This window comes from Cyanobium sp. ULC065 (assembly GCF_977927515.1).
On record NZ_OZ376393.1, the window covers coordinates 2,327,100 to 2,347,242 of the forward strand.

Consider the following 20,143-nt stretch of genomic DNA (forward strand, 5'->3'; position numbering starts at 1 on the left):
CGCTCAGCCCCGGATGCCGAGCTTGGCGATCAGCTGGGCGTAGCGATCTTCGCTCTGGGCGCGGAGATAGCCGAGCAGGCGCTTGCGGCGCCCGATCATCTTCAGCAGACCCTGGCGGGAGGAGAAGTCGTGCTTGTTCTGTTGCAGGTGACCGGTGAGCTGGGAGACCCGCTCGCTCAGCATCGCCACCTGCACCTCGACGGAACCGGTATCGGTGCCGTGGGTTTGGTGGCTGTTGATCAGTTCCTGTTTCTTGGTGGTATCGAGCGGCATGCCGGCGTCGGGCCCTGACGGTGCAAACAGACAACTTACCGCCCCGTGGGCGCCCCCTGGGCCGGAGGGAGTCAGGCGGCCTGCTGGGCCAGCCAGCGCAGGCTTTCGCGCAGCCAGGCATCGGGGCCTTCGGCCGGCTCCAGCCCGCCGCGTCCCACGGCGTGCAGGGCCCGGTTGATCTCCAGCGGCGCGTAGCCGAGCGCCTCCAGCGTGATCTGCACCTCGTCGCGGGTGGCGGCCAGGGGGGTGGTGCCATCGTCGGCGCCGCCGTCATCGAGGCCGAAGGCCCCGCCAGCCAGCGCGGCCGCCCCGCCGTCGCTCTCGGCCAGCTTGCCGCGCAGCTCCACCGCCAGGCGCTCGGCGGTGCGCTTGCCCACCCCCGGCGCCTGGCAGAGCTTGCGCAGATCGGCCTGAACGATTGCGCGCACCAGTTCCTCGGGCGGATGGGCGCCCAGCAGGGCCAGAGCCAGCTGGGGGCCAACGCCGCTGACCGCCACCAGCAAGCGGAACAGGTCCCGCTCCTGCCGCCCGCCGAAACCGAACAGGGTCCAGCCGTCTTCGCGGATCGACTGATGGATGTGCAGGGTGAGCACGGCGCCTTCACCCGGGAGCCGTTCCCAGTGGCGGCGGGTGAGCTGCACCTCGTAGCCCACCCCCTGGCAGCAGAGCAGCAGGCCGCAGCGGTGTCCCTGCTGCCACCGTTCCGCCACAGCGCCCTGCAGCCAGCCGATCATGGGCACATCTTGAGGCGCCCCCATGCTGCCCGGTCCCCTTCTCTCCGCCAGTGGGCGGTCTGCGCTGCCACCGCTGGGCGCCTGCCTGATTGCTGTGGCGCTCGGGCTGCTGCTGGCGCTGAGCGGCTGCCAGGGGGTGGGCCAGCCGTCGCAGCAGGTGCTGCTCAGTGCCCTGGAGCTGCAGATCGCCCTCACCCAGCGCTCGATCGCGACGGCGCTCGCGCTTGATCCCCCCGGAGCGCCCCAGGTGAGCCGGGTGCGCGTCAGCCATCAGGAGAAGGTCCCAATCGGCGATCGCCAGGGGCTTCACCTCAGCGGCCAGTTCGACTGGCGGCTCGCCAATGACCCCTACCGGGTGGACAGCGCCTTCGAGCTGTATCTGCTGCGCGGTGAAAAGGGGCAGAGCTGGCGCCTGGCGCGGCCCAGCGCAGAGGGCGACCGCCCCGGCTGGGTGACCGATCCACTGCCGCTGAAGGGGTAAGCGCGCTGCCCATGTCGAATGACTGACGGCCGGCCGACAAGGGCGGTGATCGGGTGCGCCTTGCAACGCTGCCGCTACCTGGCGGACCTGTGAGACGTGCGCCTCGCCATCGCCTAGGAACCGCTCAATGGGAGCACCCCCAACGGCGTGCTGGTGGAAGACCGGGGCGACGATGCCAGCCGGCACATCGCTCGCGTTGACGGGGAGGAATGCGAACGCCGGCGCAGCAGCACTGATGTGGAACTCCACGCGTTCGCTGAGGTCGACAACAGACGCCTGTGCGGACGCTTGCGGGGGTGCTCCGCGGGAAAAGGCTCGTGCGAGTCACGGAGCCGCTGATTGTGGAGTTCGAAGGCTCGGGAGTTTCCAAGCAGGGGAGTTTGTGATCTCCTCCATCATCAGCACGATGTGATGGAGATTGCCGGGCCGCCATAGGGAGCCTCCAGCCAAAGTGGCAATGAGCATCTCTGGACAATCGCCCAGGCAATCGCGTGGGAAGACTGGATCAGATCTAGAAGCTTGCAGACCAACAAGGACACTTGAAGGCCATTGGGTCACAATTCCAGGTTGCCAGAGGGAGGGATGAAGTCTCTCAAGTTGTATCGTATTGAACAGTGTTATACGGACCCGGTTAAGTCGCCAAGGGCCTGCAGGGGAATCAGAAAGACCAGTCTAAGAAAGGAATCTGGTCATGTTGCGTCAGGGGATTCCCCGCTTATGCTGCAAAAGAGGTCTGAAGGGCGTTTTATGCGGATCCGCCCATTCGGCCTTGGGCATCAGGGTTGCCTAGTGAGAAAAGCATTTCGATCGACTTGTCGCTAGGTAAGGCTCCACGGATAGTTCAAACATCATGGACATCGTTATCGCTCTATCCTTCATCAGCATTTCAAAGGTGCTGATTTTTTTGCCGCCCTTAGCCGTGTGGCTCTCTGTCTTTCGGCAAGCCTTCGGTCGGTCGGCATGGTTTCAGCTCCCGCTTGCGTTGATCGGACCCTTCATTGCCGGCTTTGTCTTCAGCGTCTTGGTGTGGCTCCCCGCCTATTCCGGTCGATGCGGAGGCTGGCTCGGTGAGACTTACCCATGTGGATTCAGACAATATGCGATTGAAACTATGTACTGGGCCGCAATGAGCATGGCTATTCCTGCGTCTACAGGGGTGCTACTTGGTGTCATTGTCCTGATCGTTGGCTTGATCAGGCGCAACAAGTCCCGCTGAAGTAAGCCCAACAACCCCATCCAGCGGACGCGGGAGGCCCGCGCCGCTGATGCGGGGCGTTAGGCGCCACAGGCGCGAGGGAACTCATAGAGATGGGAAGTGCCGCACACAACGTGCATCGCCTTGGCCCAGGAAACCCACGAGGCGTACCACGGCGTCCTCGCCTGTAAGCAGCTCTCCCGCGCTGTATTGATTCATGATCATGAATCAGATACCTCACTCGTTCCAGCCCCCCCGCAGCGCTCGTCGCGCCCATGAAGGCTCATGTCGTTTCTAGAGGGCTGCGCGCGGCTCAGTGCGCACCGCCACAGGAGCGGCAACCGGTCCATAATTGGGAATCTCGGCTCAAAGGAGAACAGCAGTGTCGAACCATTTCACTGGACTGAATCTCGGTCCTCCTCTCGGGGACCAACGACTCGACCTCTGTGACCTCTATGCGTTCCAGTCGCCCAAGGACCCGTCGAGGACCGTGATCATCCTCAATGCCAATCCGACGGCCGACGCGCTCCATCCCGATGCCATCTACCGCGTTAACATCGACAACGACGGCGATTGTCTGACAGACATCGCGATCAGCTACGTGTTCTCGCCGCCGAACGAAGGAAAGCAAACCGTAACCGTCTTCGTTGCAAAAGGCGAGGAATCCCGCTCTGTCGAAGCTGTTGGAACAAAGATCATCGCCGATGCCGAGGTCTCTTTCGGCGTCGAACCCAACATCGTCAAGTCCGGCGCCTACACGTTCTTCGCCGGTGCTCGCAGCGACGCTTTCTTTTTCGACTTCGACGGCATCAAGAATCTCTTCGATACCTCAGGCGGCAGAAACTTCACCGCCCCCCACCTGGGCGGCAAGTCTCCGTGGACCGGCGTGGATTCAAATACGGAAGCCAACGTCTTCTCGATGGTGATCGAGCTGCCGACGAGCGAGCTCGACGCCGATCCGGAGATCCGCATCTGGGGGCGATGCAGCGTACTTGAGGACGGCAAACTGCTTCATGTTGATCGCGCCGGCCACCCGAGTGTCAGCAGCTTCTTCAACACCGATGACACCAAGTTGGAATACAACGCCAGCGAGCCAGTTAACGATCGCAAGCGATGGACGGATCAGTTCGTACACCTGATGGGGCATACGGGCAATTACACCCGAGAAGAAGCCATCGCCGCGATCGACGCCGACCGCATTTTGCCCGACATGCTGTGTTTCAATCCTTCTAAGCCTGCGACGTATCCCAACGGCCGCGTCTTTACCGACGACGTCATCAATCATCGCCTCGCCTTCCTTTCGAAGGGTGATATTCCCCCAACCGGCCTCAGCCCGCACACTGACATTCTCAAGGAGTTTCCGTACATCGGCACGCCACATCAGAAGACAAGCTAACGACAGGCCAACACGGCTGTATCCATGAGACCTCAGCGGGCATGTGTTGTGCCCGAGAGCATCCAAAACCGGGAGCGGGCCCCAATGGCGATCGGCAACGATGGCCGCTTCAACTTCTCGGCCTGCTACACCCACAACGACCGGGAGTTCCTGGGGGGCTTCAGCGACTGGGCGAAGAACCTCGCCGAAAGCCGCTCGGCCCGGGATTACGAGCGCAAGGTGGGCGAGGCCGATTCGGCCACGATGTGGCAGAGCCTCTCCTTCGGCGCCAACGACAAGGCGGCCTACTGCCTGGCCGCCTGTCCCGCCGGAGAGGAGGTGATGGAGCCGTTCCTGAACGATCGCAAGGCCTTCGTGCGCGAGGTGGTGCAACTGCTGCAGGAGAAGCTCGAAGCGGTCTATGTGGTGCCGGGCTCGGATGCCGAGGCCCATGTGGCGAAACGTTTCCCCCACAAGACGGTGAAGCGGGTGCGCAGCAGCCTCACACCGATCTCGGTCGAGGGGTTCCGCAACGGGTTGTCGATGACCTTTCGGCCCGGGCAGGCCCGCAACCTCACCGCCACTTACCACTTCCAGTTCAGCGGCGCGGAGCCCTGCCGCTTCACTGTGGTGATCGCCGATCAGACCTGCACGGTCCAGGACGATCTGGTGGGTCGGCCCGATCTCCTGGTGCAGGCCGACGCTGCCACCTGGATCGCCTTCCTGCGCCGTCAGCGCAACCTGCTGCTGGCCCTGCTCACCGGCCGCATCCGCCTACGGGGAAACCCACGGCTGCTGCTGCGGTTTGCGCGTGGCTTTGCGGTCTGAAGCCGGCGTCCCCCGTTCGTCTGGCCTGATCCCGCTCACGAAGATCTGCGATCGGCTTTCTAATCAGGAGTCAGGCAGACAAATTCAGATTTTATTCAACCACCCACGCATAAAGGAACTGCCATGTCGATGTCCAAAGTTGTCGTCGTTACTGGTGTGTCATCAGGAATTGGGCGTGCCGCCGCCATGAAGTGTGTCAAGCAGGGTTGCCAAGTACTCGGCACCGTGCGCAACGCGGTAAACGTACAGGAAGTTTCGGGCGTCGCAATCATTCAAATGGATGTGCGCGATGAAGCCTCCATTGAGCGCGGCATCCAGACCATCATCGAAAAAGCCAAGCGCATTGACGTGCTGGTGAACAGCGCAGGTGTGACTCTGATAGGCGCGGCGGAGGAAACGTCGATTGCCGAAGCCCAGACGCTGTTTGATACCAACCTATTCGGCCTCGTGCGCGTGATCAAAGTGGTGCTGCCGCACATGCGTGAGCAGCGTTCTGGTCGCATCGTCACCATCAGTTCGGTGTTGGGCATTCTGCCTGCGCCGTACATGGCGCTCTATTCAGCCTCCAAGCATGCCGTTGAGGGGCTGTCCGAGACGTTGGATCACGAGGTATGCCAATTCGGTATTCGCGTGGCCCTTGTTGAACCCTCCTTTACCAAGACCAACATGGATCTCAACGCGCCCCAGCCCGATGGTGTCGCAGCTACGATTGTCGACGCAGCATTGGGTGCATGGAAGATGCGCCATAGGCCCAAGGGTGAGGCCTCTCTTCTATACAAGTTGCGCCGCTTCATGCCCGCCGGTCCGGTCGAGAACGGCCTGAGAAGATCATTCGGACTCGTCTGAATCTGCCCGAACGATCAGGGCGAACTGGCATGAGGTAGGAGGTTCGAGTTATTTTGAGTTCTCAGCCCAACCCTACGCCCACGGGACCGCCTTCGGCAGCCCGTAACTTTTACGTTCGGCTCAATGCCCCCAAACGGAGGTCAATGGCATGGAGCAGCATTCCCAGCACCACGAGTCGATCGGCAGGCGTCAAGCTGGGGATCCATTTGCCAGATAGGCGCCTCGATTCTTCCAACACGGCACGTTGTTTTGCCCATGGGCTGAGCATCTTGCCATCATGGGACAAAGGGCGCGTGGATAATGGTGACAACCCTCAACCACAGATCTTTGACATGTGGCAACGAGCAGCCTTGGTCATTTCCACCCTTTCACTGGCAATCGCAGGCTGCACGCGCACCAGCCGTGAGCTGCCGAAGAATCTCAGTGACGTGGTCGTGACGATAGAGCTTGAACAGAACAGCAGTGCTCGAGTCTCCCGCGACACCATTCGTGCCGTGCTTGCCACTAGTGAAGGCACGGTGATTGAACGGGACGATCTCCAGATCAAAGTCAATGGAACCAGGATGCAGTTCAAGGTCTGGCAAGGAAACTATTACGATCGCCACCCCAATTACTACATCGACAATGATGTAAACGAAGGCATCAGGATATTGCCACAGAAAGATTATAGCTTTGTGCTGGTGATGCCCGATGGATCCAGTCACAAACTGACGACACTGAAAACCCCCATAGCAGTGTCCCTGGGACAATTCGGCTTTGTCAGAATCCCTTCATCCCCTCCAGCTGCGGCCTTCACCTGGAACGATCTTGCCGGCCCCATGCGTCTCTCCATTGCCCGTTCGGAGCAGATTCCTGATGCCGCCGGAGGTTGGGTGTCGATGGTCGGGAATCCCGGCAATGAAGACTCGCTTCACCGCACGATTGGTCCAGGTTGGTTCCGTCCCCGGAGTGGCAAGTGGCTCCTGCCGCAACGCTTTCTGATCTCCAGCCCTAAGCGACGACTGGCGATGTTGACGGCATGGATCCAAACCGAAACAATGGCCCCTGTGGCCCAACCCTTTTCCAGGAAGAGCTCGGCAACAGCCAGACGCAAGCTGGAACTGACCTTGGAGTGGCCCTAGGACTGAGGGAAGGGACAGCCCAACATCAATGACGCGACCCCCTTGATCGGTCAAGGGCTGATGAGAGTGGGTGGTCGTGGTCATGCGGCAGCTCCCTGTTGTGTGCGCGTAAACCCTCCTGCCACCAGATCGGCTTCTCCGTAGGGGTGGTGCATCAAAAACTGCTGGGTATTGGGATCCCAGCCCACCCCAACACTCCAAAGGCCGCCGCCACCCAAGACAACCATTCGTCACCGCTGGACAAAGGCAACTTCCCCATCATTGCTTCCAGGATTACACTGTCATCAACAAAGCCAGAGGAGCTGACCATGCTTGATCTTGGACTTACCCACGTCGCCTTACCCGCTTCCGATATTGGACGCAGTGTTGATTTCTATGCTACCTATGCTGACATGCAAGTTGTGCATCGGCGCATTGACAGGGAAACAGGATCTGAAGTTGTCTGGTTGTCTGACCATACGCGACCGTTTGTGATTGTTTTGATTCAAGCCACCATTGTGCAGCCAGTTCTCTCTCCCCTAGCCCATCTTGGAATTGGCTGTAAGAGCCGGGAAGCCGTGGACATGTTGTGCGACAAGGCTCGCCAGGCTGGGTTATTGCTTGAAGAACCCAAGGATTCGGGCTATCCGATTGGCTATTGGGCATTTTTGCGAGATCCTGACGGGCATACGCTGGAACTGTCCTACGGCCAAGAGATTGGTCTAACAGTCACGCAGGAAAGCTAGTTAGCGATTCATCTTTCTTCCCAGGCGGTTACCACTCCACGAAGCAGCAGAAACACTGGCAGGGCCCTTTGCCAGCCCCCCACCGGTTGGACGGGTCACTGGCACAACAACCCCGCCGCCAGATGGTGCTGTCACTACTCAGAAGTCCCGGTCCACCAAGCCGTGAGTGCTCAGTCCACTTCATGCCTGGTGCTGCATCCGCCACCGGCTCAAGCGCATCCAATAGCGCCGGGGAGCTTGGCCTGCATTGGCTCGACGACACAACCTGCCAACGACTCCATCGAAGACCGCCGCGACCTGAACCGCGAGCTGGTGCTTCCCCTGGTGAGTACTGAGCCACTGGTCGTTGTGGGTGATGCCATCGGCGGGATTGGTCTCTTCAACGGTGACCTGGTTCTGGTTGATCGGGCCAAGCTTCCCAGCTCAGGCCGTTGCATGGCCCTGGCCCCGGGCCAGCCTGGGTCAATGGACAATGCAACGCAGAAGTACGCCTGAGCTACGAGCAGCAGAGCGGTCGGGCTACGTACACCTTGGGATCGGCGTTCCGTGGTCCATGTCACCTTCAGCCCCTCAAGACCGGTCGCGGCACCTCAGATCTGCCGCACAGCGACCACGCCTGAGTCGTGCGCATCATCATGAAGACAGGCTACGGGCTGGCGTTTGATCACTTCCCCAAGCCGCACTGGCTCAAGCCATGCAGCAACACCATCCCATGGGCCACGGCATCGACCCTGAAGCCAAGGCTGGCTGAAGTCACTCGTCCAGGATTACACCGAAACGATGGGATGTGTGCTGCCACAAACCAACTCAACATCACCTCTGCCCCATTGGCGCACAACCAGACTTGAAGGTGGAGTTTCACGCGTTCACAGAGCGAAGACGCCATAGCTGCATACGCTTACACCCCCAGACAACCAGGGCCAATGACTTCCACAGAACTCACAAGCTCACTGCATCCTTCATGTGATTCTCATGAACTGACATACACAGACTGGAGCGTGAGCGAGTATCACTTCGATCCAGCAAAGATACGCTCCAGAGAAACAGTGTTTACGATCGGCAACGGGTACATGGGTACGCGGGGAAGCTTTGAAGAAGGGTATCCGAATGCGATGCCGGCCACACTGGTGCATGGTGTCTATGACGACATTCCTGGAGCCTATACCGAGCTCGCAAATTGTCCAGATTGGCTGGAGCTGGCGATCGTGATCAACGGCGATCGATTCCGACTGGATCATGGCACCATCCTCCAATACGAACGAACGCTGGATCTACGGAACGGGATCCTTAGCCGTGCACTGCGCTGGCGGAGCCCAACGGGGAACACCGTGGATCTTCGCTTTGAGCGCTTTGCGAGCTTGGCAGATCATCCCGTTTTCGGACTGAACTGCCAGATCACTCCTCTTGATTTCACTGGAGCGATTGAAATTCAGACCAGCCTTCATGGCTTTGCCAACAACCAAGGCTTTGATCATTGGCAGCAGCTCGACCGGGGAGCGAATGATCAAGGCCTCTGGCTGCATGTTCGCACCCGCAGTTCTCATGTCGAACTCGGCATGGCAGCCAGAATGACACCGATCAATAACGATCTACCAATACGAACAACGGGCTCTGTTGATTGCCCCACCATCGCGATCACCTTTCTCGCGGCCAAGGGAAGAACCGTAGGCGTAGAGAAAGTTGTCACCTTGATCACATCACAGGATGTGGACCATCCCGCCCAGGCGGCTGTGGCCAAACTGACCAACCTGCCGGCCTATCCCATTCTGCTGAGGGCGCATCAGAACGCATGGAACGAGTTTTGGCAGCAAAGCGATATAGAGATTGAAGGAGATACCAACGCACAAGTGGCCGTGCGCTACAACATCTTCCAACTATTTATTGGCGCATGTTCGCACATCGCGGGTGAATGCGCAGACAGCAGCCGCGTCAGCGTTCCGGCCAGAACATTATCGGGATTTGGGTATCGAGGACACGTGTTCTGGGATACGGATATATTCATCTTGCCACTGTTCACCTTGACGCAGCCTGAGATTGCCAAGAGCTTACTGACCTACCGCTATCACACCCTGAGTGGTGCACGGCGAAAAGCTGCCCATAGTGGCTATCACGGTGCGATGTATGCCTGGGAGAGTGCAGCCACGGGTGATGAGATGACGCCCCGATGGTCCATTCAGACCGACCCCTACTCGAAAGCGATACGCATTTGGTGCCGTGATCGCGAAATTCATATCAGTGCCGATATTGCCTATGCGGCCTGGCACTACTGGCAGACAACAGGCGATGACATCTGGCTACGAGACTACGGAGCCGAAGTCATTCTGGAAACTGCCATCTTCTGGATGAGTCGGCTGGAGTGGAAGCCGGAGCTGGAACGGTTTGAACTGGATGGAGTAATAGGCGCTGATGAATACCACGAACAGGTGAACAACAACGCCTATACCAATTGGATGGCGAAGTGGAATCTGGAGACAGCCGTCTCCGTTTACGGATGGCTGCAGCAGCAGTTTCCCGACCACGCCGCTTTGCTCGCTCAAAAGCTACAACTTAATGCAGACAGGCTGCGCCAGCTCCAAGCCGCCATCGCACAGCTTTACACCCCATACGATGCCAAGACCGGGCTGATTGAACAGTTTGATCAGTTCTTTGAATTACGAGACATCCACCTGAATGACTACGAGCCCCGGCATCGCTCCATGCAGGACGTTCTGGGAATGGATGTGACCAATCAGTCTCAGGTTCTGAAGCAACCTGACGTCCTGATGCTCCTCTATCTGATGCGAGATACCGACTCATGCCTTTCCTACCCTGATGTTCTCGAAAAGAACTGGCACTACTACACTCCCCGCACAGACACCACGTACGGATCGTCGCTCTGCCCTGCCATTCTTTCGATCCTGGCCGCAAAGCTGGGCATGGAAGAAGAAGCCTATCAATACTTCATGCAGGCAGCAACCGTTGATCTCGAAGATAGCCGCGGCAACACAGCAGATGGGATTCATGCGGCGTCAGCCGGTGGCGTATGGCAAGCCGTGGTGTTCGGCTTCGCCGGCGTTCACATGAAGGGAAACAGCCCGATGGCGATTCCCCATCTGCCGCCAACCTGGAAGCGGCTCAGATTCAAGCTGCAATGGCGCGGTTCCTGGCACAGTTTTGATCTGTCACAGCCAGCACCACCTCCAGCTCAAGGTCCAACGCAAACTCAAGCTCCAGACATCAAGGGCTTCATCTTCGATGTGGATGGGGTGTTGACGAACACCTCCGAATCTCATTACCGCGCTTGGCAGAGATTAGCGGATGAGGAAAAGCTACCCTTCGATCGCAAGGCCAATGAGGCCCTGCGTGGTGTGTCCAGACGCGGATCGCTTCAGCAGATCATTGGCGACCGTCATTACTCCGAATCTGCACTTCAGGACATGATGGAGCGCAAAAACCGCTACTACCTTGAAGACATCCAAACCATCACCCCCCAGGACATGCTTCCAGGGGCCATTGAGTTTTTACAGGAGCTCAGACAAGCAAAGATGAAAATTGCGATTGGCTCCGCCAGCAAGAATGCACGCACTGTCATCGACAGGCTTGGGATCGGAGCTTTCATTGATGCAATCGCAGACGGCGACAGCGTTCAACGGCCCAAGCCAGCACCCGACATCTTTCAATATGCTGCCACTCAATTGAAACTTACTCCTGCCAACTGTGTGGTGGTTGAAGATGCTGCCGTTGGCATTGAAGCAGCCATTGCTGCAGGGATGTGGTCGGTTGGCATCGGACCTCAGGAGCGTGTTGGTGCCGCCAACATTGTGCTTCCAGATCTGGATGGTGTTCGCCTGAGCGATCTCGGCATGCAATGGTGATCGATCCACGCTCCTCATCACGAACGTGTTGCTGGTGAGGTGGGGGATGGCCAACTGCACAAAGGAAGCCACGAATGTGTTCGTGATCTCGCCATCATCCTTGCGGAGAACCGCAACCTGATCCTGCCGTGCAAGCCGGCCAAGGCGGCTATGGCGGCAACCACTACCCCCAGATCATGGTCATCTTGAGCATCTTTCGCTTCAGGCCCCTGCCTTCTACCGATCAAAGCAATGCGCCAGACTTCCGCGCATCTCGCACAGATGTGCTGCACTTCTGCCACCGATTCGGCACACCCTTCAGCCGGCGCCGGTGAACGGCCTGGCTAGACAGGGGTCTACCACGACGGCCACCAGCAAGGGGAACAGGATCGTCAGGGTCATTGAACGAAACCAACCCGGCTTGAACGCAAGGGAGACGCGAGAACGGCTTTGTTTTCGGTGAATCAACTGCCATCCAGGTGTGACATCGATCAGACAAGCAAGCTGGCCGCCCTGTTGACTATCGCCTGCCCCAATCTCCAGGCTGCTCAGGGATTGGCTTGGGTCGAGCTGATTCCAACCGCTGCCAGATCATGACCCGGCAGCATTGGCTTTTTGTGATCACGGCCCTTGCGGTGGCCGGTGCAGGGGCAGGCTGGCTCTGGCGCGCCAACCAGCCAAAGGGTTTGGCGCCGGGGTTCGCCAGCAGCAACGGACGCATTGAGGCCGTAGAAATCGATGTGGCGGCCAAGTCAGCGGGCCGGCTCAAGCAAGTGCTGGGAAAGGAGGGGGACTTCGTTGTTCGCGGGCAGGTGCTGGCCCGCATGGACACCGATGTGCTTCATGCCCAACTCCGTGAAGCCCAGGCGGATCTGCGCAAGGCCAGCAACGCTGTGGAAACGGCGCAGAGCAGCGTGGCCCAGCGACGCAGTGAGCGAACGGCTGCGGAAGCCATCGTGCTGCAGCACAGCGCAGAGCGTGAAGACGCCCGCCGCCATCGCCGCCGCACGGAGCAGTTGTTCGTCAGTGGCGCCGTTTCAGCGGAGAGCCTCGACGATGCCCGCGCCGGTTTCTATGGCGCTGATGCGATCGTCGCCTCCGCCCAGGCCACCGTGGCGGCCAGCCGCGCCGCCATCACCACAGCAGGCTCGCTGGTGATCGAGGCGAAGGCCTCAGTGGCGGCCGCCCAGGCCCGGATCGAGGGGATCAAGGCGAACATTGCCGACAGCCAGCTCCAGGCCCCCAGGGATGGGCGGGTGCAGTACCGCGTGGCCCAGCCCGGCGAAGTGTTGAGCGCCGGCGGGAAGGTGCTGAACATGGTCGACCTTTCCGACGTTTCGATGACGTTCTTTCTGCCCACGGCCCAGGCCGGCAAGGTACGCATGGGGGCTGATGTGCACCTGGTGCTGGACGCCGCTCCTCAGCTGGTGATTCCGGCGCGGGTCACCTTCGTGGCCGATGTGGCCCAGTTCACCCCCAAAACGGTGGAGACGGCCGTGGAGCGCCAGAAACTGATGTTCCGGATCAAGGCCCGCATTGATCCCGCCCTGCTGAAACGCCACATCCGCAGCGTCAAGACCGGACTGCCGGGCATGGCCTACGTCCGACTCGACCCCAAGGCCGCCTGGCCGGCGGCGTTGACGGTGAGGGTTCCGGATTGACGCCAGCGGTCGTTCAGCTCCGGGATGTGCAGCTGCAGTTCGGCGCGACCCGGGCCCTCGCCGGCGTCAGCCTCGACGTTGTCGGCGGTGGCCTCACCGGTCTGGTCGGTCCGGATGGGGTGGGGAAATCCAGCCTGCTCGCCCTGGTCGCTGGGATCCGCCGCAGGCAGAAGGGCCGCGTGCAGGTGCTGGGGGGTGACATGGCCGATCCACGCCATCGCCGCGAGGTCTGCCCCCGCATCGCCTACATGCCCCAGGGCCTGGGCAACAACCTGTCGCCCACGCTCACGGTGATCGAGAACATCGACTTCTTCGCGCGTCTGTTCGGCCAGGGCCGCGCCGAGCGCCGCAGCCGCCGCGCCGAGCTGCTGGAGCGCACCGGACTCGCGGCCTTCGGCACTCGCCCAGCCGGCCAGCTCTCGGGGGGCATGAAGCAGAAGCTCGGCCTGTGCTGCGCCCTGATCCACGACCCCGGCCTGCTGATCCTCGATGAACCCACCACCGGGGTCGATCCCCTCTCGCGCCGCCAGTTCTGGGACCTGATCAGCAGCATCCGGCGCGAGCACCCGGCCATGACCGTGCTGGTGGCGACCGCCTCGATGGACGAGGCCGCCAGCTTCGACTGGCTGGTGGCCATGGATGGCGGCCGCGTGCTTAGTACCGGCAGCCCGGCGGAGCTGCGGCGGCGCACCGGCACCAGCACAGCGGAGGACGCCTTCATTGCCCTGCTGCCCGAGGCGAGGCGGCGGGAGCACCATCCGGTCACGATTCCAGCGCGCCCGCCGGGCGACGGCCAGGTGGCGATCGAGGCCATGGATCTGAGCAAGCGGTTCGGCACCTTTCTGGCGGTCGATCGGGTCAACGTGCGCATCGAGCGCGGCGAGATCTTCGGCTTCCTCGGCTCCAACGGTTGCGGCAAGACCACCACGATGAAAATGCTGGCCGGGCTGCTGCCGGCCAGCTCCGGCCGGGTCCTCCTCTTCCATCAGCCCCTGGACGCCGATGACCTCAGCACCCGGCGGCGGGTGGGCTACATGTCGCAGGCGTTCTCGCTCTACAGCGAGCTGACGGTGCGGCAGAACCTGGTGCTGCACGCCCGCTTGTTCCAGATGCCGGAGGCGGAGATCCCCGGGCGTGTCGCGGATCTGGTGCAGCAGTTCGGCTTGGCGGGTCTGGAAGAGGCCCTCCCCGCTGCCCTTCCGCTGGGGGTGCGCCAGCGGCTGTCACTGGCGGTGGCACTGGTGCATCGGCCCGACCTGCTCATCCTCGATGAGCCCACGTCGGGCGTCGATCCGATTGCGCGGGACACGTTCTGGCAGAACTTGATCGACCTGTCGCGCCAGGAACAGGTCACGATTTTCCTCTCGACCCATTTCATCAACGAAGCGCAGCGCTGCGACCGCCTCTCCCTGATGCATGCCGGCCGGGTGCTGGTCAGCGACACCCCCGCCGGCCTGGTGGCGCGGCGCGGCGCGGCCACGCTCGAGCAGGCGTTCATCGGCTACCTGGAGGAGGCGAGCGGCGACAGCGCCCCCACCCCCACAACTGCAACCCTGGCAGCAGCGCCACCCAGGCAGGGATCACCCAGGCAGCAGCAGGGGTTCAGCCTGCAACGGCTGGGGAGCTATACCCGGCGCGAGGCCCTGGAACTGAGCCGCGACCCGATCCGCATCAGCACGGCCGTGCTCGGCAGCCTGTTCCTGATGGTGGTGATGGCCTTCGGCATGAGCATGGATGTGGAGAATCTGCCCTATGCCGTGCTCGACCGCGACGGCACCACAACAAGCCGGGACTACGCCCTCAATCTGGCCGGGTCGCGCTATTTCATCGAACATCCGCCACTGGACGGCTATGACGCCCTCGATCGACGCATGCGCTCGGGCGAGCTGAGCGTGGCGATCGAACTGCCACCGGGCTTCGGGCGTGATCTCGAGCGCGGCAACCCCGTGCAGATCGGCGCCTGGATCGACGGATCGATGCCGATGCGGGCCGAGACGGTGCGCGCCTATGTGCAGGGCCTGCATGGCCAGTGGCAGGAGGACAGGGCACGGCGCGTGTTGGGTCAAACCAGCCCGCTCCCCCCCGCCAGCATCGAGACACGCTTCCGCTACAACCCCGACATCAGCAGCCTGGTGGCGATGGTGCCGGCCACGATTCCGATCCTGCTGCTGCTGATCCCGGCGATCCTGGCGGCGCTCTCGGTGGTGCGCGAAAAGGAACTGGGCACGATCGTCAACTTCTACGCCACCCCCGTGACCCGCCTGGAGTTCCTGCTGGGCAAGCAAGTGCCCTACGTGGCCCTGGCGATGGTGAACTATGTGCTCCTCACCGTTCTGGCGGTCACCCTGTTCGCCGTGCCTCTCACCGGCAGCGTGCTGGCCCAGGCCAGCGGCGCCCTGCTCTACGTGATCTGTGCCACCTCCCTGGGGTTGCTGATCTCCACCCTGGTGCGCACCCAGATCGCCGCCCTGTTCGGCACCGCCGTGCTGACGATCCTGCCTGCCACCTCCTTCTGCGGCTTGCTCGATCCTGTGTCGTCCCTGCAGGGCGCTGGGGCGGTGATCGGAGCGATCTATCCCACGGCCCACTACCTGACCATCTCCACCGGCACCTTCTCCAAGGGCCTGGGCTTCGCAGATCTATCCGGCGCCTTCGCCGCGCTGCTGCTGGCTGTGCCGATCCTGCTCGGGTTGTCGGTTCTCTTCCTGAAGAAACAGGAGGGCTGAACCATGCGCGCCGCCAACGTTCTGCATCTGGGCCTCAAGGAGCTGTGGAGCCTGGCCCGTGACCCGATCATGCTGCTGCTGATCGTCTTCGTCTTCACAGTTTCGGTCTACACCGGTGCGACGGTGCTTCCTGAAACGCTGCACACGGCCCCGATCGCGATCGTGGATGAAGACCATTCGCTGCTCTCGGAGCGGATCATCGCCGCGTTCGAGCCGCCCTACTTCCAGCTGCCGGAGTTGATCCAGCAGGCCCGGATGGACCAGCGCATGGATGCGGGGCTCGACACCTTCGCCCTGGTGATTCCCAGCGGCTTCCAGCGCGATGTGCTGGCCGGCCGTTCACCGGCTGTTCAGCTCAACGTGGACGCCACCCGCGTCAGCCAGGCGCTCACGGGCAGCGGCTATGTCCAGTCGATCATCAGCACCGAGGTGCAGACCTTTGTGCAGAACAGCCAGGCAACTGCGGTGCCCCCGCTGCAGCTGGTGACGCGCATGCGCTTCAACCCCGAGCTCACCAAGACCTGGTTCGGCGCTGTGAACAAGGTGATCGACAACATCACCCTGCTCTCGATCGTGTTAACTGGCGCCGCGCTGATCCGGGAGCGGGAGCGGGGCACGATCGAGCACCTGCTGGTGATGCCGGTGACGCCCTTCGAGATCATGGCCAGCAAGGTGTGGTCGATGGGTCTGGTGGTGCTCCTGTCCGGCCTGCTGTCCCTGGTGTTCGTGGTGCAGGATCTGCTCAGGGTGCCTCTGGCCGGTTCGCTGCCGCTGTTCACCGCCGGGGCGACGCTTTACCTGTTCGCCTCCACCTCGCTGGGCATCTTCCTGGGCACCTTCGCCCGTTCAATGGCTCAGTTCGGTCTGTTGCTGATGATGGTGCTGCTGCCGCTCCAGATGCTCTCGGGTGGGGTCACCCCGCGCGAAAGCATGCCCGAGCTGGTGCGGACCGTGATGCTGGCGGCGCCGAACACCCACTTCGTGATGCTCGCCCAGGGCATCCTCTTCCGTGGGGCCACGCTCGCGGTGGTGTGGCCCCAGTTCCTGGCCCTGCTGCTGATCGGTTCGGTGTTCTTCGGCGTGGCCCACGCCCGCTTCCGCAGCGCGATCACGGCGATGGCCTGATGGTGATGGCCTGAGCAAGGCCGCTGGCGTGACCCTTCAGCGACCCAGGCTCAAGAGGGTGGCGCCGAGCACGAGGCCGGCGGCGGTGAGGATGTCGGGGTCGAGGGTTTCGCCGAACCACATCAGCCCCCAGAGGGCGGCGAGCGGCACTTGCACGTAGCTGAGTGCGGTGGCGCGGGCGGCCGGCATCGTCATCAGGCCGCGGGTCAGGGCCAGCTGGCCCAGCTGGGTGAACACCCCCACCCCCAGCAGCCAGCCCCACTCCGCCGTGGTGGGCATCACCGGATGCAGCAGCACCAGCGGCAGGCTGAGCGGCAGCGCCAGCAGCGGGAAATAGAACACCACCACCAGGGGGTGTTCGCTGCGGCGCAGGGCGCGCACGCTCACATAGGCCAGCGCCGACAGCAACGCGCCGGCCAGGGCGAACAGCAGCGGCAGGGTGGGCAGGGCCGCGCCAGCCGCCACACCAGCCGCCGTGCCCGCCGGCTGAACCAGCGCCAGGGCGCCGGGATCGGTGAGCAGCAGCACGCCCAGCCAGCCGAGCGCCACCGCCAGCCACACCCGGGCGCCGGGCCGTTCGCCCAGCAGCGGCCAGGCCAGCAGGGCCGTGAAGGTGGGATGGAGGTATTGCAGCACCGTGGCCACCGCCAGGGGCAGGCCGGCGATGGCCAGGAACACGCAATAGAGGCCGGCGGTGCCGAGCACGCCACGGCTCACCAGCAACCCCTTGCGCTGCCCCCAGGGGGAGACACCCGCCCGCCGCAGCATCCACCAGCTGATCAGCAGGCTCACCACCGAGCGGGCCAGCACCACCTGCTCCACCGGCAGCCGCCCGCCCAGCGCCTTGACGCACACCCCCATCAGGCTGAAGGCCAGGGCGCTGAGCAGCATGTCCATGCCGGATCCCAGCCGAGCAGGCGCGACGCCCGCAATCGCCGACGCTAGACACTGCCCGGCCGGCGGGGCGGTGCCTGGCGTCGCCGGGATGGTGGCAACGGCAGCTCCCCACACCTGGTGGCCTCGGGCAGAATGGGAGCAAGTCAGCCCCTACCGGTAGCGCCTTTCCTTGAGTCCCACGGCACCCCAGGCCCGCCTTCACCCGCGCACGATCGAGGCCGTCAAGGAACGCGCCGACATCGTCGATGTGGTGGGGGAGCACGTGGTGCTCAAGAAAAAGGGCCGCGAGTTCGTGGGCCTCTGCCCCTTCCACGACGACAAATCGCCGTCGATGACGGTGTCGCCCGCCAAGCAGTTCTATTACTGCTTCTCCTGCGGGGCCGGCGGCAACGCGATCAAGTTCCTGATGGAGCTGCAGCGCACCAGCTTCAGCGATGTGGTGCTGGATCTGGCGCGCAAATACCAGCTGCCGGTGGAAACGGTGGAGGGGCCGCAGCAGGAACGGCTGCGGCAGCAGCTCTCGCGCCGCGAAGCACTGCTGCGGGCGCTGGCGCTGGCCTCCGGCTGGTTCCGCAGCCAGCTGCGCAGCCCCGCCGGCGCCGCAGCCCTGGCCTACCTCAAGCAGCAGCGGGGCCTGAGCGAAACCACGCTGGAGAGCTTTGAGCTCGGCTATGCGCCCGAGGCGTGGGATGGGCTGCTGAAGCACCTGCAGCAGGTGGAGGGGCTGGCGCCCGAGCTGCTGGAGGCCGCCGGTCTGGTGGTGCCGCGCAAGGGGGGCGACGGCTTCTACGACCGCTTCCGCCACCGGGTGATGGTGCCGATCCGCGACCGGCAGGGGCGAGTGATCGGCTTCGGCGGCCGCAGCCTCGACGGCGGCGAACCGAAATACCTCAACTCCCCTGAAACGGAGGTGTTCGAGAAGGGCAAGCACCTGTTCGGCCTCGACCGCGCCACCAACGCCATCCGCAAGGACGACCAGGCGGTGGTGGTGGAGGGCTATTTCGACGTGATCGCCCTGCATGCCGCCGGCATCACCAATGCGGTGGCGTCACTCGGCACGGCGCTCAGCAGCCAGCAGATCACCCAGCTGTGCCGCTGCTGCGACAGCCGCCGCCTCGTGCTCAACTTCGACACCGACGGCGCCGGCGTGCGGGCGGCGCAGCGGGCGATCGGCGAGGTGGAGCAGCTGGCGCTGCAGGGGCAGGTGGAGCTGCGGGTGCTGCACCTGCCCGCCGGCAAAGACCCCGACGACTTCCTCAAGGAACACGGCGCCGGCGAGTACCGCGCCCTACTGGAGCAGGCGCCGCTCTGGCTCGACTGGCAGATCGAGCAGGCACTTGAGGGCAAGGACCTGGCCCGCGCCGATCAGTTCCAGCAGGCGGTGTCGGCCCTGGTGGCCCTACTGGGCAAGCTGCCGCAGAGCGCCGTGCGCAGCCACTACCTGCAGCAGGTGGCCGAGCGCCTCTCCGGCGGCCAGGCACGCCTGGCCCAGAAGCTGGAGGAAGACCTGCGCCTGCAGGTGAAGGGCGAGCGCTGGCACGGCCGCGCCAGCCGCTGGGACAAGCCCGGCGAGGTCGGCCTGCGCGAGCGGGCGGAGGCGGAGCTCCTGCGGCTCTACCTGCATGCGCCCATCCATCGCGGCGCGATCCGGCGGGAGCTGCGGCTGCGAGAACTGGATGATTTCGCCTTGCAGCACCACCGGCTGCTGTGGGCGGCGATCAGCCAGCTGGAGGAAGACAACCTCGGCGCCGGCCGGCTGGAGGCGGTGAACCGCGGCACTGACCCCGGCGAGGATCTGGGGGATCTCGACCTGCCCCGCCTGCTGGCCGACCAGCTGCTGATGGACCAGAGCGAACTGCTCAACCGGCTCACCCCCCTGCTGGAGCCCAACGAGCTGCAACGCATGGTGCTGGCCCAGCCCCTGCTGCAGCTGCGAGGCACCACGGCCGTGCTGGAGCGTCAGCGCAGCCTCAAGCGCTGCCGCCACCTGCTCGATTCCTGGCGCGGCCAGAACCTGGAAACCCTGGAGCGCTGCATCGCCCGGCTGCTGGCCGAAGAGAACGGCAACGGCTCAGCGGCGCCAGGAAGCAGCGCGGCGGTAGCCCCGCCGCGCTGCCCTAGCGGAGCAACACCAGCCCTGCTCGACATGGAAAGCAGGATCGGGGCGCTGTTCGTTGAACTGAACCGCGATGCGCTCCATTTCCAGGAGCTGTATTACAGCGAGCGGCTGCACATCGGCCATCTCGATCAGCAGCGCTGCGCCGGCTGGGAGGAAACGCTGCAGGCCCCGGCGGCCTGAGGCAGGCCACACGGCGGCCGGCTG

At 62.9% G+C, this 20,143-nt stretch carries 15 protein-coding genes; 12 read left to right on the top strand and 3 right to left on the bottom strand.

Annotated elements, in window-relative coordinates:
• Positions 1–3: 3 nt before the first annotated feature.
• Both rpsO and ruvA read right to left on the bottom strand, forming a co-directional pair.
• Complete coding sequence (rpsO, locus tag ACXMDP_RS11440) at positions 4–273, bottom strand: 30S ribosomal protein S15 (protein WP_094513390.1); 270 nt, start codon at positions 271–273, stop codon at positions 4–6.
• A gap of 71 nt (positions 274–344) precedes the next feature.
• On the bottom strand, positions 345–1,007 hold the full coding sequence (ruvA, locus tag ACXMDP_RS11445; protein WP_259730617.1) for a Holliday junction branch migration protein RuvA: 663 nt from the start codon (positions 1,005–1,007) through the stop codon (positions 345–347).
• 22 nt (positions 1,008–1,029) lie between these two features.
• Between ruvA and ACXMDP_RS11450 the strand changes: the two genes are divergently transcribed.
• From ACXMDP_RS11450 to ACXMDP_RS11500, 11 genes are all read left to right on the top strand, one after another.
• Positions 1,030–1,488, top strand: coding sequence for a hypothetical protein (locus tag ACXMDP_RS11450; RefSeq protein ID WP_259730618.1), 459 nt, complete (start codon positions 1,030–1,032; stop codon positions 1,486–1,488).
• 1,577 nt (positions 1,489–3,065) lie between these two features.
• Positions 3,066–4,079 (top strand): DUF4331 family protein, encoded by a 1,014-nt coding sequence (locus ACXMDP_RS11455; RefSeq protein ID WP_457766869.1) that lies wholly within the window; start codon positions 3,066–3,068, stop codon positions 4,077–4,079.
• An 84-nt stretch (positions 4,080–4,163) separates the two neighbouring features.
• Positions 4,164–4,886, top strand: coding sequence for an SCP2 sterol-binding domain-containing protein (locus ACXMDP_RS11460; protein WP_259729108.1), 723 nt, complete (start codon positions 4,164–4,166; stop codon positions 4,884–4,886).
• A 123-nt stretch (positions 4,887–5,009) separates the two neighbouring features.
• Complete coding sequence (locus ACXMDP_RS11465) at positions 5,010–5,732, top strand: oxidoreductase (RefSeq protein ID WP_259729107.1); 723 nt, start codon at positions 5,010–5,012, stop codon at positions 5,730–5,732.
• 350 nt (positions 5,733–6,082) lie between these two features.
• Positions 6,083–6,853: a hypothetical protein gene (locus tag ACXMDP_RS11470; protein ID WP_457766870.1), complete on the top strand. Its 771-nt coding sequence runs from the start codon at positions 6,083–6,085 to the stop codon at positions 6,851–6,853.
• Positions 6,854–6,951: 98 nt separating this feature from the next.
• A complete protein-coding gene (locus ACXMDP_RS11475) occupies positions 6,952–7,578 on the top strand; it encodes a VOC family protein (RefSeq protein WP_259729105.1) in 627 nt (208 codons plus the stop codon).
• A gap of 162 nt (positions 7,579–7,740) precedes the next feature.
• A complete protein-coding gene (locus tag ACXMDP_RS11480) occupies positions 7,741–8,073 on the top strand; it encodes a LexA family transcriptional regulator (protein ID WP_259729104.1) in 333 nt (110 codons plus the stop codon).
• 503 nt (positions 8,074–8,576) lie between these two features.
• Positions 8,577–11,432 (top strand): beta-phosphoglucomutase, encoded by a 2,856-nt coding sequence (pgmB, locus tag ACXMDP_RS11485; protein WP_259729103.1) that lies wholly within the window; start codon positions 8,577–8,579, stop codon positions 11,430–11,432.
• Positions 11,433–12,004: 572 nt separating this feature from the next.
• Complete coding sequence (locus ACXMDP_RS11490) at positions 12,005–13,072, top strand: HlyD family secretion protein (protein WP_259729102.1); 1,068 nt, start codon at positions 12,005–12,007, stop codon at positions 13,070–13,072.
• Positions 13,069–15,798, top strand: a complete 2,730-nt coding sequence (gene rbbA / locus ACXMDP_RS11495) for a ribosome-associated ATPase/putative transporter RbbA (RefSeq protein ID WP_259729101.1) — start codon at positions 13,069–13,071, stop codon at positions 15,796–15,798. The genes ACXMDP_RS11490 and rbbA overlap by 4 nt, the downstream gene beginning before the upstream one ends.
• 3 nt (positions 15,799–15,801) lie before the next feature.
• A complete protein-coding gene (locus tag ACXMDP_RS11500) occupies positions 15,802–16,923 on the top strand; it encodes an ABC transporter permease (protein WP_259729100.1) in 1,122 nt (373 codons plus the stop codon).
• A gap of 36 nt (positions 16,924–16,959) precedes the next feature.
• Here the strand turns inward: ACXMDP_RS11500 and ACXMDP_RS11505 are convergent, their stop codons facing one another.
• Positions 16,960–17,814: a DMT family transporter gene (locus ACXMDP_RS11505; protein ID WP_399232748.1), complete on the bottom strand. Its 855-nt coding sequence runs from the start codon at positions 17,812–17,814 to the stop codon at positions 16,960–16,962.
• 175 nt (positions 17,815–17,989) lie between these two features.
• On the opposite strand from ACXMDP_RS11505, the gene dnaG reads away from it, so the two are divergent.
• Positions 17,990–20,119: a DNA primase gene (gene dnaG / locus ACXMDP_RS11510; RefSeq protein ID WP_259729098.1), complete on the top strand. Its 2,130-nt coding sequence runs from the start codon at positions 17,990–17,992 to the stop codon at positions 20,117–20,119.
• The last annotated feature ends 24 nt before the right edge of the window (positions 20,120–20,143 follow it).

Bases quoted from the DNA above. Each gene is read 5' to 3' on its own strand.
- ACXMDP_RS11490 (WP_259729102.1), top strand. From the start codon at position 12,005: ATGACCCGGCAGCATTGGCTTTTTGTGATCACGGCCCTTGCGGTGGCC.
- ACXMDP_RS11505 (WP_399232748.1), bottom strand. From the start codon at position 17,814: ATGCTGCTCAGCGCCCTGGCCTTCAGCCTGATGGGGGTGTGCGTCAAG.
- ACXMDP_RS11465 (WP_259729107.1), top strand. From the start codon at position 5,010: ATGTCGATGTCCAAAGTTGTCGTCGTTACTGGTGTGTCATCAGGAATT.
- ruvA (WP_259730617.1), bottom strand. From the start codon at position 1,007: ATGATCGGCTGGCTGCAGGGCGCTGTGGCGGAACGGTGGCAGCAGGGA.
- ACXMDP_RS11450 (WP_259730618.1), top strand. From the start codon at position 1,030: ATGCTGCCCGGTCCCCTTCTCTCCGCCAGTGGGCGGTCTGCGCTGCCA.
- ACXMDP_RS11500 (WP_259729100.1), top strand. From the start codon at position 15,802: ATGCGCGCCGCCAACGTTCTGCATCTGGGCCTCAAGGAGCTGTGGAGC.
- ACXMDP_RS11460 (WP_259729108.1), top strand. From the start codon at position 4,164: ATGGCGATCGGCAACGATGGCCGCTTCAACTTCTCGGCCTGCTACACC.
- rpsO (WP_094513390.1), bottom strand. From the start codon at position 273: ATGCCGCTCGATACCACCAAGAAACAGGAACTGATCAACAGCCACCAA.